The sequence below is a fragment of the Alterinioella sp. B-7 genome (assembly GCF_056857775.1).
The window spans coordinates 1-16,427 of the sequence record NZ_JBSXNT010000027.1; the positions used below are offsets into that span (position 1 = coordinate 1).

The following is a 16,427-nucleotide window of genomic DNA, read 5'->3' on the forward strand; positions in this document are numbered from 1 at the left end:
CTCCCGCCGCGTCACCTTCTTCTTCATTGCGTCACGAAGGCCGGGAATGGCTGGCTGCTTAGGCATCGGCGGGCTCCTCTGTCATCCGCCAGAATCCTACCAGATCACGCCGAAATGGGGAGGTTCTTCAGAGAGTCCCTAGCATCCAGTATCTATCAGTTCCATCAATTGGATGAATATCATCCTTCCAGGTTCTCACAAATTCGGAAAGGATAGATATGTTGGTCTCAGTTGCACATCTTGGACAAACTGCCTTAGTTATTTCTTGGTCTGCACGGGCTACCATCTTCTCGCCCGCTGTCTAAGATATGACGCCCCCTCAAACATCCAACTCCTCCACAAACCGCGCGTTCTCCTGGATATACTGAAACCGCAACTCCGGTTTCTTTCCCATCAGCCGCTCCACCAGGTCGCCCGTCTCTCCCGGCTCATCCTCGTCAATCGACACCCGGATCAGCTTGCGCACCTCCGGGTCCATCGTGGTCTCTTTCAGATCCTTCGCGTCCATTTCCCCCAGGCCCTTGAAGCGGGACACGTCGATCTTGCCCTTGCCGCCGAGCCCCTTGGCCTCCCACATCTCGCGCTCGGCCTCATCGAGGCAATAGACGCGGCGTGAGCCTTGCGTCAGGCGATAGAGGGGCGGGCAGGCCAGATACAAATGGCCTGCGTCGATCATCGGCCGCATCTGGGTGAAGAAGAACGTCATCAGCAGCGCGGCGATATGCGCCCCGTCAACATCCGCATCCGTCATGATGATGATCTTCTCATAGCGCAGATCGTCGATGGAGAACTTGGTGCCAAGCCCCACCCCCATCGCCTGGCAGAGGTCGTTGATCTCGGCATTCGCGCTCATCTTGTTCGACGCCGCGCCAAGCACGTTCAGGATCTTGCCCCGCAGCGGCAGCAGCGCCTGCGTCTTGCGGTTGCGCGCCATCTTGGCCGAGCCGCCCGCGCTGTCACCCTCGACGATGAAGAGTTCCGTGCCCTCGCGCGTGGCGGTCGAACAATCCACCAGCTTGCCGGGCAGGCGCAGGCGTTTGGTCGCCGATTTGCGCGCGGTCTCCTTCTCCTGACGGCGCCGCAGCCGTTCCTCGGCCCGCAGCACCAGGAAATCGAGGATCGCGCCCGCCGATTTCGTATCCGCCGCCAGCCAGTTATCGAAATGGTCCCGCACCGCGCCCTCGACCAGCCTCTGCGCTTCGGCGGTGGCCAGCCGGTCCTTGGTCTGGCCGACAAATTCCGGCTCGCGGATGAAGCATGAGACCAGCGCGCAGCCCCCCGTGATCAGGTCGTCGCGCGTGATCTGCGCGGCCTTCTTGTTGCCGACGAGTTCCCCGTAAGCCCGGATGCCCTTGAGGATCGCGGTCCAGAACCCGGCTTCATGCGTGCCGCCCTCGGGCGTGGGCACGGTGTTGCAATAGCTCTGGATGAACCCGTCGCGCGAGGGGGTCCAGTTGATCGCCCATTCGACCTTGCCGGGCGTGTTGAAACGCTGCTTGAAATCGACGGTCCCGGCAAAGGGCTGCTCGGCATAGGTCGAGGCCCCCCCGAGCGTTTCCTTCAGGTAATCCGACAACCCGCCGGGGAAATGGAAGGTCGCCTCGCGCGGGGTCTCGCCATCGTCGATGGCCGATTTCCAGCGGATTTCCACGCCCGAGAACAGATACGCCTTGGAGCGGACCATCTTGAGCAGCCGCGCGGGCTTGAAGCGGTGATGGCCGAAGATCTCTTCATCGGCATGGAAAGTGACCGAGGTGCCGCGCCGGTTCGGGGCCTGGCCGACATGCTGCACCGGGCCTTGCGGAATCCCGCGCGAAAACTCCTGCGCGTAGAGTTCCCGGTTGCGCGCGACCTCCACCCGCAGGTGATCGGACAGCGCATTGACCACCGAGACGCCGACCCCGTGCAGGCCGCCCGAGGTCTCATAGCTGTCGCCCGAGAACTTGCCGCCCGCGTGCAGGGTGCAGAGGATCACCTCCAGCGCCGATTTCTCCGGGAACTTGGGATGCGGGTCGATCGGGATGCCGCGCCCGTTGTCGCGGATGGTGACGGAGTGATCCTCGTGCAACTCCACCTCGATCCGGGTGGCGTGGCCCGCCACGGCCTCGTCCATCGAATTGTCCAGAACCTCGGCCACAAGATGATGCAGCGCGCGCTCATCGGTGCCGCCGATATACATGCCGGGGCGCTTGCGGACAGGCTCCAGCCCCTCCAGAACCTCGATCGAGGAGGCATCGTAGCCGCCGGACTCGGCGACCGGGGAAAGTAGATCATCGGCCATGGTGCTGCTCATTTCGATCGTTTCTTTGTTGCGGCGGAGTTTAGGCGCTTGGCGGGGGCACGGGCAAGGGCAGACGCAAGATTCTGTGCGCGGCTGACATCATACCCACAAGAAAGGCGCATGAAGCCGCCGGGCCTGACACGGCTCAAGGCCAGGGGATGCCGCGATATGGCGCGCCCGGACCGATCCCCGGCCACGGTAGCCCGCCCTTGACCGATACCGCATGACCCCATCCCCGCAAGATGGGCCGCCGCGCCCTTTAGACCGGCAAGGCGCTGTTGCAGGCCGAGCTTCTCGAGATCGGGCGTTGGGCGCGGGGAGTGGGGGCAGAAATTCGGGCGGCTCTTCGAGGGGCGCGATGCGGCGGGCAGGGGCGGCACGATCACGCGGTTTACCGACCACCTCAACCCGCGCTTCGCCCCCCCCCCGTCGTGGCGCTGAACCAGCCGACCGGGCAGGCGCGCGGCCAATGGTTCGCTGGAAACTGCCCCCATCGGGCAAGGTGTCGCTCGATATGCGGCACGGCGACACCCAGGCGAGGGGGGCGATGCTCTTCTACTACACGACGACCCGGACAAGGGTGTTGAGACCGCCACGGCGCCCGCCCCCCCGATCACCGGCCCTGACCCCAAAAGGAAGCGGCGCGCCCGGGGCGATGGGCGCGCCGCTTGGTCCAGACTCTCCCCCCAGGAAGGGCAGAGCATGGAAACCTTGTGGATGTCGCGTGTCCGAGACGCTCAGCACCGGATCCCAATCTTGGGCGACATCTTCTAATAGGTCGCGACCAGCCCATAGCTGTCGTCGATGATGTTGCGCTGGTAAGCGACGCTGGCAAGGGCGACCAGCTGCGCGATTTCCGCGTCGGTCAGGTTGCCGTCGTTATAGTCCAGGATCCCGTCCTCAAGCGCGGTCAGGATCTCGGCATTGGTCATCTCGTTGGCGAGCCCGAAATAGGTCTCGGCATTCTCCTCGGTCACGATGCCCGCATCGTAAAGCGCGTCGAAATGCGAGGAATTGAACTGCACGAAGGCGTCCGAGACCTGCTGCGTGCGCAATTGCGCCTCAAGGTCCGAGGCGAGGCTCTCCAATCCGCCCTCGACCATGGCGGTCGCGGCAAGTGCCATGCCGGCGACGGCGGCCGTCAATACGACCCAGTCAACGGTGATCGCACCGCTTTCACTGGTCAGGAATTGACGAAAATTGGACACGATGATTGGACCTTCATGGAAATTTCTGGCCCCTGCAAGATCGCTCCGGAATGTGGCGCGAATGAGGCGATAGCCCTGTCTTTACTGGCACAAAGCGGTTCCAGAATGGAAACGATCGACCGTGCCCCCGGACTGTGGCCCGCCGGTATTTCCCATCTTGGCAAGCCCGCCCGCCCAAGGTAGCGCAAGGACATGAAACGCTTTTCCGATCACCTGCGCGAAACCTGGGCGCTGTCGCTGCCGCTGGTGGGCAGCCACCTGGCGCAGATCTCGATCGGTCTGACCGACACGGTGATGATGGGCTGGTACGGGGTCAGCGAACTGGCCGCCGTGGCGCTGGCCAGCACCTTCTTCGTGGTGATCTTCCTGCTCGGCTCGGGTTTTGCCAAGGCGGTGATGCCGCTGGTGGCCGCCGCCACCTCCAATGGCGATGCCATCCAGGTGCGCCGTGCCACGCGCATGGGGATCTGGATCTCGACCCTCTTCGCCCTCCTGACGCTGCCCTTCTTCTGGTTCTCCGGCCCGGTTTTCCTGTTCCTGGGGCAGGAGGTGCAGCTCTCCGCCAACGGTCAGGATTACCTGCGCATTACCGGCTGGTCGATGCCCGCGGCGCTGCTGGTCATGGTGCTCGGAAGTCACCTCAGCGCGCTTGGCCGCGCCCGCGTGCTGCTCTGGGTCACGCTGGCCGGTGCCGTCGTCAATGCCGGTGTCAACTGGGTGTTCATCTTCGGCAATCTCGGGATGCCCGAACTGGGGGTGCGCGGCGCGGCCTTGGCCTCGATCACCACGCATGGCGCCATGGCGCTCCTTCTTGCGCTCTATGCGGGTTTCGGGCGCGGCATGCGCGGCTACGCGCTCTTCGCCCGCATCTGGCGCGCCGACCCCGAGGCCTTCACCCAGGTCTTCCGCCTCGGCTGGCCCATCGGGCTGACCATGCTGGCCGAGGTCGGCCTGTTTGCCGCCACTTCCGTCATGATGGGCTGGATCGGCGAGCGCGAGCTTGCGGCCCATTCCATCGCGCTGCAGATCTCCTCGATCACCTTCATGGTCCATATCGGCATCTCGTCCGCGGCCACGGTCCGGGCGGGCCACGCCTGGGGCCGACGCGACACCTACGCGCTGCGCCAGGGCGCCTTCGCCTGCCTGTTCCTCTCGGGCGTCATGGTCGCGCTCACCATCCTGGCCTTCCTGTGGCTCCCCGGCCCGATGATCCGTCTCTTCATCGACCCGCGCGACCCGGCCCTGCCGCAGATCCTCGCCATCGCCACCGGTCTTCTGGCCATGGCGGCGCTCTTTCAACTGGCGGATGCGGCGCAGGTGGTGGCGCTTGGCCTCCTGCGCGGCGTGCAGGACACGCGGGTGCCAATGATCCAGGCGGTGCTGGCCTATTGGGTCGTGGGCCTGCCCGCCGCCTATATCCTGGGCTTCCCGCTCGGCATGGCGGGGCAGGGGATCTGGCTCGGCCTTGCCATCGGCCTCAGCTTCGCGGGGCTGATGATGATGACCCGCTTCTGGCGCGGCCCCGCGGCCTTTGCCTGACAACGGATCTTCCACTTTCATTTTGCCTCAAATACCTGCGCCGCAGGCTGCACGACACCAGCCAGGGGCGACACCTCGCCACAAAAAGCGCCACCTCTCCCCCCGCAGCTCAAACATCGAGCGACCTCTCCGCCGGATTACCGCATCACAGCATCCAGCACCCGCGCCCAGGAGCGGATGCCCTTGTGAAAGCTCTCCAGGTCGTATTTCTCGTTCGGCGAATGCAGCGCGTCGTCATCCTTGCCGAACCCGGTCAGCAGGGCGTCCATCCCCAGGATATCCTTGAAATAGGCCGCGATCGGGATCGAGCCGCCGCAGCCGATATAGGCGGCGTCTTGCGGCCATTCATCGCTCAGCGCCGCGCGGGCCTGCTCGAAGACCGGGTGCGAGGTATCCATGATCCCCGCCGCGGCCCCCTCGGGCTCGGAAAACGTCACGGTGCAATCGGCAGGCAACTGATCCTCGAACCACGCCCGGAAATTCGCGTCGATCTTCACCGGATCCTGCCCCTCGACCAGGCGGAAGCTGACCTTGGCATGGGCTTTCGACGGCAGCACGGTCTTGAACCCCGCGCCGGTATAGCCGCCCGAGATGCCGTTGATCTCGGCCGTGGGCCGCGACCAGATCATCTCCAGCCCGGACCGCCCCTTTTCGCCTGCGGGCACCGACAGCCCCACCGCGCCCAGGAATTCGGACTCGGAGAAGCCCAGATCGTCCCATTCCGCCTTCTGCGCGTTGCTGAGCTCGGGGATGTCGTCATAGAAGCCGGGGATCGTGACCCGGCCCTCCGCGTCATGCAGCCCCCCCAGGATGCGGGTCAGCACCCGGATCGGGTTCATCGCGATGCCGCCATACATGCCCGAATGCAGATCCTTGTCCGGCCCCGTCACGGTGATCTCCTCGCGCACCATGCCGCGCAGGCGGGTGACGATGGCGGGTGTCTCCTCGCCGAACATGCCGGTATCACAGATTAGTGCAATATCGGCGGTCAGTTCCCCGGCGTTGTCCTTCATGAACGGCACCAGCGAGGGCGAGCCCGATTCCTCTTCCCCCTCGAAGAAGAGCGTGATGGGGCCGGGCAGTTCCCCATGCACTGCTTTCCACGCGCGGCAGGCTTCCACGAAGGTCATCAGCTGCCCCTTGTCATCCGACGCGCCGCGCCCGCGAATGACGGTGCCCCTGGGGATCTCCTCCAGCGCCGGTTCAAAGGGCGGCGTGTGCCACAGGTCCAGCGGATCAACCGGCTGCACGTCGTAATGGCCGTAGAACAGGATATGCGGGCCCTCGCCCTCTGAATGCGCCACCACCATCGGGTGGCCCGGCGTCTCGCGCTTGGAGGCGTCGAACCCGAGCGCCTGCAAATCCCTGACCAGCCAATCGGCGGCCTCCTGGCAATCGCCCGCATAGGCCGGGTCGGTCGAGATCGAGGGGATGCGCAGAAGCTCCAGCAACCGCCCGACGGCGGGCTCCAGATCGGCATCAATTCGGGCGAGAACGGCATCGAGGGACATCGGCTTCATCCTTTGGTCAAATCGGGGAGATCGCCCGCGACCTTACCACCGGCGCGGCGACTGTCCAGCGGGCAGGCCACCCCGCCTCGATGCGCAGATTCCCGCGGCCCGTGCCGCTGTCTGATTGCCCCTCAGCGCCCGTCGCCCTATCCTGTCCCCCGACCCATTGCTGCCAAGGGAGTGTTTTGACGATGAAATTCCGACCGATCCGCCTGGGCGTCCTCTGCCTGACCGCCTTTGCCATTGCCGCGCCCGCCCTGGCGCAGGAGCTGCCCAACCTGCGCGAGGCGCGCCGCCTGGTCTTTGCCGAAGACGGCGCGGTCGAGGGCGAGGTGATCCTGCATGACAGCCTCTCGGAGACCGATATCGCGATCCTGAACCAGCTGGTGCAGACCCAGGCCTATTACGCCGCGATCGCCATCGCGCCGGAGATGGGGCTGGCCTCGGAGGCGACCATCGCCGCGGCCAATTACCACGACGAGGCCAACGCCCGCACCGCCGCCCTTGCCGCCTGCAACGAGGCGCGCACCAGCGGTCCGGCCTGCGTCGTCGTCCTGGTGATCCGCCCCGAAGGCTGGGAACCCGGCCGCCCCCTGCAACTGAGCACCGACGCCACCGCCGCCCTGCGCGGCGATTTCCGCCGCCTCGGGCGCAACCGCGTGATGGCGATTTCGGAGACGACCGGCCAATGGGGCATCGGCAGCGATCTGACCGAGGCGCTGGCGGCCTGCGGCGAGACCGACTGCCGCGCCGTGATCGACGGCTGAGGGGGGCAGATGAATGAGCTTGTGGAATTTCCGAACGATTTCACCCGCGACAGGCGCCCTTGATCCATGTCAAAGTCTCAAGCGCGGCAAAATGTAACTTGCGACAAGGGCCCGTGAGGGCCTAAGTCAACCTTGGAACAATTCCAAGGGCGCGACCGGGATCACTTCCGCGCCCCGACCTGCCATAGACGACACGCCTTGCGGGCCGCCTGCCACCATAGCCCGATGAAGGAGAGGCCGATGCGCCAAGACCCAGCCAGCTACGCCGCCGCGCTCGATACGGCCCTCAATCGCCTGCATGAAGAAGGCCGCTACCGCACCTTCATCGACATCGAACGCCGCCGCGGCCAGTTTCCGCACGCGGTCTGGACCCGGCCCGATGGCACCGAACAGGACATCACCGTGTGGTGCGGCAACGATTATCTGGGCATGGGCCAGCACCCGGTGGTGCTGAACGCGATGAAGGACGCGCTGGAGGCGACCGGCGCAGGGTCGGGCGGCACGCGCAACATCTCGGGCACCACGGTCTATCACAAGGCGCTGGAGGCGGAGCTTGCCGACCTGCACGACAAGGAGGCGGCGCTGGTCTTCACCTCGGCCTATATCGCCAATGACGCGACGCTTTCGACCCTGCCCAAGCTGTTTCCCGGCCTGATCATCTATTCCGACGCGCTGAACCATGCCTCGATGATCGAGGGCGTGCGCAGGAATGGCGGCAACAAGCGCATCTTCCGGCACAATGACGTGGCCCATCTGCGCGAGCTGATGGAGGCCGACGATCCCGCCGCGCCGAAGCTCATCGCCTTTGAATCGATCTATTCGATGGATGGCGATTTCGGCCCGATCGAGGAGATTTGCGACCTCGCCGACGCGTTCAACGCGCTGACCTATCTCGACGAGGTTCACGCCGTCGGCATGTATGGCCCCCGCGGCGGCGGTGTCGCCGAGCGTGACGGGCTGATGGACCGGGTCGATATCATCAACGGCACGCTCGGCAAGGCCTATGGCGTGATGGGTGGCTTCATCACCGCATCGGCGAAAATGGTCGACGCGATAAGGTCTTATGCGCCGGGGTTCATCTTCACCACCTCGATTCCGCCCGCGGTGGCGGCTGGGGCGGCGGCCTCCGTGCGCCACCTCAAGACCGACCAGCCGCGCCGCGACCTGCACCAGGAACGCGCCAAGGTGCTGAAACTGCGCCTCAAGGGCATGGGCCTGCCGATCATCGACCATGGCAGCCACATCGTGCCGGTCATCGTCGGCGACCCGGTGCATACCAAGAAGATCTCGGACATGCTGCTGACCGATTACGGCATCTACGTCCAGCCGATCAACTTTCCCACCGTCCCGCGCGGCACCGAGAGGCTGCGTTTCACGCCCTCGCCGGTGCATGATCCCAAGATGCTGGACGGGCTCGTGCGGGCGATGGACGCGCTGTGGAACCACTGTGCGCTGAATCGTGCCGATATGACCGCGTGACGCGGCAGTTGCGGGTGCAAAAGCCCCGCATCCTGTGTTAAGCAGGGACCATCTTGGCCATATCTGGGGAATCATCAGGGCCGAGGTTGGGGAAATCACGGTCGGCAGATCGTCAAAACGTCACAAAACCGACCAATCGTGGGGCAGGGCCTTTTGGGCATGAACACGCATGACAGCATTGATGCCGGGGCGTCCGTCGAGGAATTCGACGATTTCGACGTGCCCCTGGGCGATATCATGCGCGGCGAACGCGCCACGCTCGGCAAATCGCTGCTGGATGTGGAGCGTGATCTGAAGATCAAGGCCGCGCATATTGCCGCCATCGAAAACGCCGACCTCTCCGTCTTCGCCACCAAGGGATTTGTCGCGGGCTATGTGCGCTCCTACGCGCGCTATCTCGGCATGGATCCGGAATGGACCTATCGCCGCTTCTCGAAAGAGGCCGGATTTGCCGGTGTCCATGGCACCTCGGCGCTTCAGGCGCAGAAGGCCAAGCGCGCCTTCGGCGATGCGCCCGCGCGGCTGGTGAACCCCAATGACGTGATGAAATCGGCCCGCGTCTCGTTTGCGCCGCAGCGTGAAAGCGTGTTCTCGCGGATCGAACCCGGCGCGCTTGGCTCGGCGCTGGTGCTGGTCCTGCTGGTCTCCGGCATCGGCTATGGGGCTTGGTCGGTGCTGACCGATATCCAGCGGGTGCAGTTCGTGCCCGTCGAGGAAGCGCCCGAGACCATCGCCAATCTCGACCCGCTGGCGGGCGCCGCGCTCAACATGGCCGAGGCCGATCTGCCCGACGCCACCACGCCCAACGTGCCGCGCGTCGATCCCATCGACCGGCTCTACCGTCCGCAGGCGCTGGACACCCCCGTCCTGACCCCGCGCGACCAGGCCATTGCCACGCTGGACCCCGATGCCGTGGGCCGGTTCCCCGGTGCCACGCCGACCCTGTCGCGCCCGGCCGTGCCGGAAACCGCTGTGGCCGAGGCAGACCCCGAGGGCGGCTTCCAGCTTGCCTCCGGTCCCGCGGAGGGTGATGGCGGCGTCCAGGTCACCGCCGACCAACCGGTTGACGAAGTTGTGCTTTTCGCGGTGCGTCCGGCCTGGGTCCGGGTCAGCTCCGCCTCCGGCACTGTCCTTTTCGAGGGCACGCTGAACGCGGGCGATACCTATACCGTGCCCGACGGGGCCGACGCGCCGGTGCTGCGCGCGGGCAATTCCGGCGCGGTCTATTTCGCGGTCAACGGCGTCACGCTCGGCCCCTCCGGTCCCGGCGCCAATATCGCGCGCAACGTGGCGCTGACGGCCGATTCGCTCAGTGAGACCTACGTGATGGCCGATGCCGATGCCGACCCGGACCTGCCGCGTGTCGCATCCCTGATCCTGACCGGCGAGGACGCGCCCGCCAACTGACGTCAGACGGGACGATTGCCAAACGTTGCAGCCCGATCCTCGGGGGATTATGTCAGGGGCCAATTGCCGCTGATCGCCGAAAGCCTGTTCACATGTCTCACAACCCGATCCGCCCCTGGCGCAATATCGACCGCCGTGACAGCCGCCGCATCCATGTCGGCTCGGTTCCCGTGGGTGGCGGCGCGCCGATCACCGTGCAGACCATGACCAACACGCTGACCACGGATATTCCGGGCACGATCGCGCAGATCCAGGCCTGCGCCGATGCGGGCGCCGACATCGTCCGCGTCTCGGTCCCCGATGAGGCGTCGTCCAAGGCGCTGAAGGAGATCGTGCGCGAAAGCCCGGTGCCGATCGTGGCCGACATCCATTTCCACTACAAGCGCGGCATCGAAGCCGCCGAGGCGGGGGCCGCCTGCCTGCGCATCAATCCCGGCAATATCGGCGATGCGAAACGGGTGCGCGAGGTGGTGAATGCCGCGCGCGACCATGGCTGTTCGATCCGTATCGGCGTCAATGCCGGCAGCCTCGAAAAGCACCTGCTGGAGAAATACGGCGAGCCGTGCCCCGCCGCGATGATCGAAAGCGGCCTCGACCATATCCGCATCCTGCAGGATCACGATTTCCACGAGTTCAAGATCTCCGTGAAGGCTTCCGACGTGTTCATGGCCGCCGCCGCCTATCAGGGTTTGGCCGAGGCCACGGACGCACCGATTCACCTTGGCATCACCGAGGCCGGCGGTCTGACCACCGGCACCGTCAAATCCGCCATCGGTCTTGGCAACCTTCTGTGGATGGGCATCGGCGACACGTTGCGCGTCAGCCTCTCGGCCGATCCGGTCGAGGAGGTCAAGGTCGGCTACGAGATCCTCAAGGCGCTCGGGTTGCGCCATCGCGGGGTCAATATCATCTCCTGCCCGTCCTGCGCGCGGCAAGGCTTTGACGTGATCAAAACCGTTGAAATCCTTGAGGAAAAGCTGGCCCATATCAAGACGCCGATGAGCCTGAGCATCATCGGCTGCGTCGTCAACGGCCCCGGCGAGGCGCTGCTGACCGATGTCGGCTTTACCGGCGGCGGGGCCGGGGCGGGCATGGTCTATCTCGACGGCAAGATCGCGCACAAGCTCTCGAACGACGCCATGGTTTCCCATATCGTCGAACAGGTCGAGGCCAAGGCCGCCGAACTGGACGCCGCGCGCGCAGCGGCGGAATGATCCGTTAACTTTTCGGATGGCCGGTCAGCCCCCGCCGCATGATTTGGGTGCGATGCGGCAGGGGCCTTCTTGCGGTTTCGGCCTCATCAGCTTGCCCCCGCAAGCCCTACGGTTACGCAGCCTTTCTTTCTGAAAGGTTAACAGATCGTCTTTCCTTAAAGATTGTTAACGCCCATGCTGCGGCAAATCGGGCAGGTCCGTTGCACCCGGACCGCGCCGCCCATAGGTTTTTCATTGGTGCCGATAGTGCGAGGATCATCCGATATGACCGAGTTGATGGAACTGCCCCGAAACGAAGAGGGCATCGCCGCCGTCCTCGGCATCCTCAAGCAGCGCTTCGGCGACCGTTTCGAGACCGGGCAGAGCATCCGCGAACAGCATGGCCACACCACCACCTGGATCGTGAACCAGCCCCCCGATGGCGTCGTCTTCGTCGACAGCGAGGAAGAGGTGCAGGAGGTCGTGCAGACCTGCATCGCCCATCGCGTGCCCATCATCCCCTTCGGCACCGGCACTTCGCTTGAGGGGCATGTGAATGCCCCCGCGGGCGGCGTCTCGGTCGATTTTTCCCGCATGGACCAGGTGTTGCAGGTCAATGCCGAGGATATGGATGTGGTGATCCAGCCCGGCGTCACCCGCGACGGTCTCAACACCTACCTGCGCGACACCGGCCTCTTCTTCCCGGTCGATCCCGGTGCGAACGCCTCGCTTGGCGGCATGGCGGCGACGCGCGCCTCGGGCACCAACGCGGTGCGCTACGGCACGATGGCGACGAATGTGCTGGCGCTCAAGGCGGTGCTGCCCTCGGGCGAGATCGTGAAAACCGCCGCCCGCGCCCGCAAGACATCCGCCGGCTACGACCTGACGCGGCTTCTGATCGGCTCCGAGGGCACGCTTGGCCTGATCACCGAACTGACCCTGAAACTCTACGGCATCCCCGAGGCGATCTCTGCCGCGACATGCAGCTTTCCGACAGTCGAGGCCGCCTGCAACGCTGTCATCATGACCATCCAGATGGGCATCCCCGTGGCGCGGATCGAGCTGCTGGATGCGCTTTCGGTCAAGGGCGTCAACGCCTATTCCAGGCTGGACCTGCCGGAAACCCCGCTGCTGCTGCTGGAGTTTCACGGCACCGATGCGTCGGTCAAGGAACAGGCCGAAAGTTTCGGAGAGATCGCCGCCGATCACGGCAGCCTCGCCTTCACCTTCACCACCAAACCCGAGGAGCGCAGCAAGCTTTGGGCCGCGCGCCACGATGCCTATTGGGCCTCGCTGGCGCTCCGCAAGGGCGCGAAGGGCATCTCGACCGATTGCTGCGTGCCGGTCAGCCGTCTGGCGGAATGCGTGACCAGGGCGCAGGAGAAGGCCGGGGCGCTCGGCCTCATCGCGCCGGTCGTGGGCCATGTCGGCGACGGCAATTTCCACACCCTTCCCCTGATCATGATGGACGACCCCGATGAGGTCGCCCGTGCGCAGGAATTTGTCTCCTGGCTCAACGACCTGGCGATTTCCATGGATGGCACCTGCACCGGCGAACACGGTATCGGCCAGGGCAAGGCGCGCTATCTGCTGCCCGAACTGGGCGAAGGCGCGGTCTCAATGATGGTCGCCGTCAAGCACGGCGTCGATCCCCTGAACCTCTTCAATCCCGGCAAGATCCTGGTGTCCGATGTCTAACCCTTCCGCCCATATCGAACCACATCTGTCGGGTCGCACCGGCTGGCTGCGCGCCGCCGTGATGGGGGCCAATGACGGTATCCTCTCGACCGCCTCGCTGATCGTGGGTGTCGCGGGCGGCGGGGCCGACCGGGTCACGATCCTGCTGGCAGGCATTGCAGGGATGGTGGCCGGGGCCATGTCGATGGCGGCGGGCGAATATGTCTCGGTCTCCAGCCAGGCCGATACCGAAAGCGCCGACATGGCGCGCGAATTGCATGAGCTGGAACACAACCCCAAGGGCGAACTGGCCGAGCTGGAGGCGATCTACCGCGAGCGGGGGCTGTCGCAAGGGCTCGCCGCCGATGTCGCCCGCGAATTGACCGAGAAGGACGCGCTTGGCGCACATCTGCGCGACGAGATCGGGATCACCGACCTCAGCCCGCCCGCGCCGGTGCAGGCCGCATTGGTCTCGGCGCTCACCTTCGCGCTTGGCGCGGCGGCCCCGCTGGTGGTCGCGGGCCTTGCCCCGATCGGCGGGCTGATCTGGTGGGTCGGCATTGCCACGGTGCTGGCGCTGGTGGGGTTGGGCGCGCTCGGCGCGCAGGCCGGTGGCGCCCCCAAGATCAAGGCCGCCGCCCGCGTCGTGATCTGGGGCCTCATCGCCATGGCCGCGACCTGGGCCATCGGGCGGCTGGTCGGCATGAGCCTGATCTGATCCTCATTCCGGGGCTGGAACTGTTAGCGCTAACGTAGTATAGAGAGGCCAAGCAGAGCAAAGGACCGATCCCATGCCCCTCGACCCCGCGATAGATGCCGTCACCGCCCGTATCATCGAGCGTTCCGCCGAGACGCGGAGCCTCTATCTCGACCGGATGCGCAAGGCCGTGTCGGACGGGCCCACCCGCGCCCATCTGAGCTGTGGCAACCAGGCCCATGCCTATGCCGGGGCGGGGCAGGACCAATCCGGCCTCGCCACCACCCGCGCGCCCAATATCGGCATCATCACCGCCTATAATGACATGCTCAGCGCGCATCAGCCGTTCGAGGGTTTCCCGGCACAGATCAAGCAGGCCGCCCGCACCCGTGGCGGCACCGCGCAGGTCGCGGGCGGTGTTCCGGCCATGTGCGACGGGGTCACGCAAGGCCAGCCGGGGATGGAGCTCAGCCTTTTCTCCCGCGATGTCATCGCCCTGGCCGCTGGCGTGGGCCTCAGCCATAACTGTTTCGACGCCGCGATGTATCTGGGGGTCTGCGACAAGATCGTGCCGGGGCTGATCATCGCCGCCGCCACCTTCGGCCATATCCCGGCGGTCTTCGTGCCTGCCGGTCCGATGACCTCCGGCCTGCCAAATGACGAGAAATCGAAGGTCCGCCAGAAATTCGCCACCGGCGAGATCGGGCGCGAGGAACTGATGAAGGCCGAGATGGCCTCCTATCATGGTCCCGGCACCTGCACCTTCTACGGCACCGCCAATACCAACCAGATGCTGATGGAATTCATGGGGTTGCACCTGCCGGGCGCCTCCTTCGTCAACCCGAACACGCCGCTGCGCGATGCGCTGACCGTGGCCGCGACCGAGCGCGCGCTGGAGATAACCGCGCTTGGCAACGATTTCCGCCCCGCGGGCGAGGTGCTGGACGAAAAGGCCTTCGTGAACGGCATCGTCGGGCTGATGGCAACGGGGGGCTCGACCAACCTGGTGCTGCACCTGCCCGCCATGGCGCGCGCGGCGGGTGTGCTGCTGGAGCCTGCCGATTTCGCCGACATCTCCGCCGCCGTGCCGCTGATGGCGCGGGTCTATCCCAATGGGCTCGCCGATGTGAACCATTTCCACGCCGCGGGCGGGCTTGGCTACATGATCGGCGAGTTGCTGGATGCAGGGCTCCTGCATGACGACACCGTCACCATCGCGGGCGACGGCTTGTCGCGCTACCGGCAGGAGCCCAGGCTTGAGGGCAGCCGGGTCGTCTGGACCGATGGCGCGGGCAAATCGCTCAACGACAAGATCCTGCGCCCCGCCTCCGATCCGTTCGGGAAAACCGGCGGGCTGGCCGAACTCACCGGCAATCTCGGCACCGGCATCATGAAGGTCTCGGCCGTCGACCCCGAGCGCCACGTGATCGAGGCCCCGGCCGCCGTGTTCGAGGACCAGGCCGCCGTGAAGGAGGCGTTCCGCGCGGGCCAGCTCGACCATGATGTCGTGGTCGTGGTCCGCTACCAGGGACCGAAGGCCAACGGCATGCCCGAATTGCACAGCCTGACCCCGGTCCTGGCCGTCTTGCAGGATCGCGGCCACAAGGTCGCGCTGGTCACCGATGGCCGTATGTCGGGCGCGTCGGGCAAGGTGCCGTCCGCGATCCATGTTGCCCCCGAAGCGCTCGATGGCGGGCTGATCGCCAAGCTGCACGATGGCGACATGATCCGCGTCGATGCGCGTGAGGGCCGACTGGAGGTGCTGACAGACGGCGTTGCCGACCGCATCGTCACGCCCCCCGATCTCACCGCCAACACCCACGGCATCGGGCGCGAGATGTTCGACCTCTTCCGCCGGGCGGCGGGCCCCGCCACGTCTGGGGCCTGCTGTCTCACCTGAGTCTTCTTTGTTCCGCAAAATATCCCCCCCGGAGGGCCTCCCTCCACCCGCGACACGCTCGAAGGACACGCAATAATGACCCCCCAAGCCGCCTCCGCCGAGGCCCGCCGCATCGCGGCCCTCGCCCCGATCATCCCCGTCCTCGTGGTCGAGGATGCCGCCCATGCCCGCAAGCTGGCCGAGGCGCTGGTCGCGGGCGGTCTGCCCGCGCTGGAGGTCACGCTGCGCACGCCCGCCGCCCTCGACGTGATCCGCGAAATGGCGCAGGTCCCCGGCGGTGTCGTCGGGGCAGGCACGCTGCTCACCCCCGAGGATGTCCCCGCCGCGAAGGCCGCTGGGGCCAGCTTCGGCGTCTCGCCCGGTGCGACCGACCGGCTGCTCGATGCCTGCGAGGCCGCCGACCTCCCGCTCCTGCCCGGTGCCGCGACCGCCTCCGAGGCGATGGCGCTCTTGGAACGCGGCTATGACATGCTGAAATTCTTCCCCGCCGAGGCGTCGGGCGGCGCGCCCGCGCTGAGAGCCATCGGCGCGCCCATTCCGCAGATCGCCTTTTGCCCCACCGGCGGCGTGTCGCTGGCCAATGCCACCGCCTATCTCAGCCTGCCCAACGTGGTCTGCGCGGGCGGTTCCTGGGTGGCCCCTGCGGACGCGGTCACCGCAGGCGACTGGACCCGCATCGAAACCCTCGCACGCGAGGCCGCCGCCCTGCCACGCTGATCCCTTTCATTTTGCTACAAATACCTCAGGGGGTGCGGGGGACAGCGTCCC

The 16,427-nt window shown here is 65.8% G+C and carries 12 protein-coding genes and 1 pseudogene; 10 read left to right on the top strand and 3 right to left on the bottom strand.

Going from position 1 to position 16,427, the window contains the following annotated elements:
- Positions 1-319: 319 nt before the first annotated feature.
- Complete coding sequence (gene parE / locus AC13C7_RS07145; RefSeq protein ID WP_482867046.1) at positions 320-2,281, bottom strand: DNA topoisomerase IV subunit B; 1,962 nt, start codon at positions 2,279-2,281, stop codon at positions 320-322.
- A 227-nt stretch (positions 2,282-2,508) separates the two neighbouring features.
- Here parE and AC13C7_RS07150 point away from each other — a divergent pair.
- Positions 2,509-2,757: pseudogene (locus tag AC13C7_RS07150) on the top strand (polyphosphate kinase 2); the annotation flags it as partial.
- Positions 2,758-3,051: 294 nt separating this feature from the next.
- On the opposite strand, the gene AC13C7_RS07155 reads toward AC13C7_RS07150, so the two are convergent.
- Entirely contained in the window at positions 3,052-3,489 is a 438-nt protein-coding gene (locus AC13C7_RS07155; protein ID WP_172321303.1) for a hypothetical protein, read from the bottom strand.
- Positions 3,490-3,681: 192 nt separating this feature from the next.
- On the opposite strand from AC13C7_RS07155, the gene AC13C7_RS07160 reads away from it, so the two are divergent.
- A complete protein-coding gene (locus AC13C7_RS07160; protein WP_446117416.1) occupies positions 3,682-5,028 on the top strand; it encodes an MATE family efflux transporter in 1,347 nt (448 codons plus the stop codon).
- 137 nt (positions 5,029-5,165) lie between these two features.
- Here the strand turns inward: AC13C7_RS07160 and AC13C7_RS07165 are convergent, their stop codons facing one another.
- Positions 5,166-6,539 (bottom strand): M20/M25/M40 family metallo-hydrolase, encoded by a 1,374-nt coding sequence (locus AC13C7_RS07165; protein ID WP_482867047.1) that lies wholly within the window; start codon positions 6,537-6,539, stop codon positions 5,166-5,168.
- Positions 6,540-6,730: 191 nt separating this feature from the next.
- Between AC13C7_RS07165 and AC13C7_RS07170 the strand changes: the two genes are divergently transcribed.
- The 8 genes from AC13C7_RS07170 (at position 6,731) to eda (ending at position 16,376) form a co-directional block, all read left to right on the top strand.
- Positions 6,731-7,306 (top strand): 5-aminolevulic acid synthase, encoded by a 576-nt coding sequence (locus AC13C7_RS07170; RefSeq protein ID WP_482867048.1) that lies wholly within the window; start codon positions 6,731-6,733, stop codon positions 7,304-7,306.
- 240 nt (positions 7,307-7,546) lie between these two features.
- Positions 7,547-8,785, top strand: a complete 1,239-nt coding sequence (gene hemA, locus AC13C7_RS07175) for a 5-aminolevulinate synthase (protein WP_172321299.1) — start codon at positions 7,547-7,549, stop codon at positions 8,783-8,785.
- A 159-nt stretch (positions 8,786-8,944) separates the two neighbouring features.
- On the top strand, positions 8,945-10,192 hold the full coding sequence (locus tag AC13C7_RS07180) for a helix-turn-helix domain-containing protein (protein ID WP_172321298.1): 1,248 nt from the start codon (positions 8,945-8,947) through the stop codon (positions 10,190-10,192).
- 92 nt (positions 10,193-10,284) lie between these two features.
- Positions 10,285-11,406: a flavodoxin-dependent (E)-4-hydroxy-3-methylbut-2-enyl-diphosphate synthase gene (gene ispG / locus AC13C7_RS07185; RefSeq protein ID WP_172321297.1), complete on the top strand. Its 1,122-nt coding sequence runs from the start codon at positions 10,285-10,287 to the stop codon at positions 11,404-11,406.
- A 264-nt stretch (positions 11,407-11,670) separates the two neighbouring features.
- Positions 11,671-13,083 carry an FAD-binding oxidoreductase gene (locus AC13C7_RS07190; RefSeq protein ID WP_172321296.1) on the top strand — a complete coding sequence of 471 codons (1,413 nt, stop codon included), beginning with the start codon at positions 11,671-11,673 and terminating at the stop codon, positions 13,081-13,083.
- Positions 13,076-13,780 (top strand): VIT1/CCC1 transporter family protein, encoded by a 705-nt coding sequence (locus AC13C7_RS07195; RefSeq protein WP_172321295.1) that lies wholly within the window; start codon positions 13,076-13,078, stop codon positions 13,778-13,780. Before AC13C7_RS07190 ends, AC13C7_RS07195 begins: the two co-directional genes overlap by 8 nt.
- A gap of 73 nt (positions 13,781-13,853) precedes the next feature.
- The gene (gene edd / locus AC13C7_RS07200) at positions 13,854-15,659 is read left to right on the top strand and encodes a phosphogluconate dehydratase (protein WP_482867049.1); all 1,806 of its coding nucleotides are present in this window, start codon (positions 13,854-13,856) and stop codon (positions 15,657-15,659) included.
- A 75-nt stretch (positions 15,660-15,734) separates the two neighbouring features.
- Positions 15,735-16,376: a bifunctional 4-hydroxy-2-oxoglutarate aldolase/2-dehydro-3-deoxy-phosphogluconate aldolase gene (gene eda, locus AC13C7_RS07205; protein ID WP_482867050.1), complete on the top strand. Its 642-nt coding sequence runs from the start codon at positions 15,735-15,737 to the stop codon at positions 16,374-16,376.
- The last annotated feature ends 51 nt before the right edge of the window (positions 16,377-16,427 follow it).

What these genes read in the sequence shown, in the direction of transcription:
- hemA (WP_172321299.1), top strand. Translation starts at nt 7,547, where the DNA reads ATGCGCCAAGACCCAGCCAGCTACGCCGCCGCGCTCGATACGGCCCTC.
- edd (WP_482867049.1), top strand. Translation starts at nt 13,854, where the DNA reads ATGCCCCTCGACCCCGCGATAGATGCCGTCACCGCCCGTATCATCGAG.
- AC13C7_RS07160 (WP_446117416.1), top strand. Translation starts at nt 3,682, where the DNA reads ATGAAACGCTTTTCCGATCACCTGCGCGAAACCTGGGCGCTGTCGCTG.
- AC13C7_RS07170 (WP_482867048.1), top strand. Translation starts at nt 6,731, where the DNA reads ATGAAATTCCGACCGATCCGCCTGGGCGTCCTCTGCCTGACCGCCTTT.
- AC13C7_RS07195 (WP_172321295.1), top strand. Translation starts at nt 13,076, where the DNA reads ATGTCTAACCCTTCCGCCCATATCGAACCACATCTGTCGGGTCGCACC.
- AC13C7_RS07190 (WP_172321296.1), top strand. Translation starts at nt 11,671, where the DNA reads ATGACCGAGTTGATGGAACTGCCCCGAAACGAAGAGGGCATCGCCGCC.
- eda (WP_482867050.1), top strand. Translation starts at nt 15,735, where the DNA reads ATGACCCCCCAAGCCGCCTCCGCCGAGGCCCGCCGCATCGCGGCCCTC.
- ispG (WP_172321297.1), top strand. Translation starts at nt 10,285, where the DNA reads ATGTCTCACAACCCGATCCGCCCCTGGCGCAATATCGACCGCCGTGAC.
- AC13C7_RS07180 (WP_172321298.1), top strand. Translation starts at nt 8,945, where the DNA reads ATGAACACGCATGACAGCATTGATGCCGGGGCGTCCGTCGAGGAATTC.
- parE (WP_482867046.1), bottom strand. Translation starts at nt 2,281, where the DNA reads ATGGCCGATGATCTACTTTCCCCGGTCGCCGAGTCCGGCGGCTACGAT.
- AC13C7_RS07165 (WP_482867047.1), bottom strand. Translation starts at nt 6,539, where the DNA reads ATGTCCCTCGATGCCGTTCTCGCCCGAATTGATGCCGATCTGGAGCCC.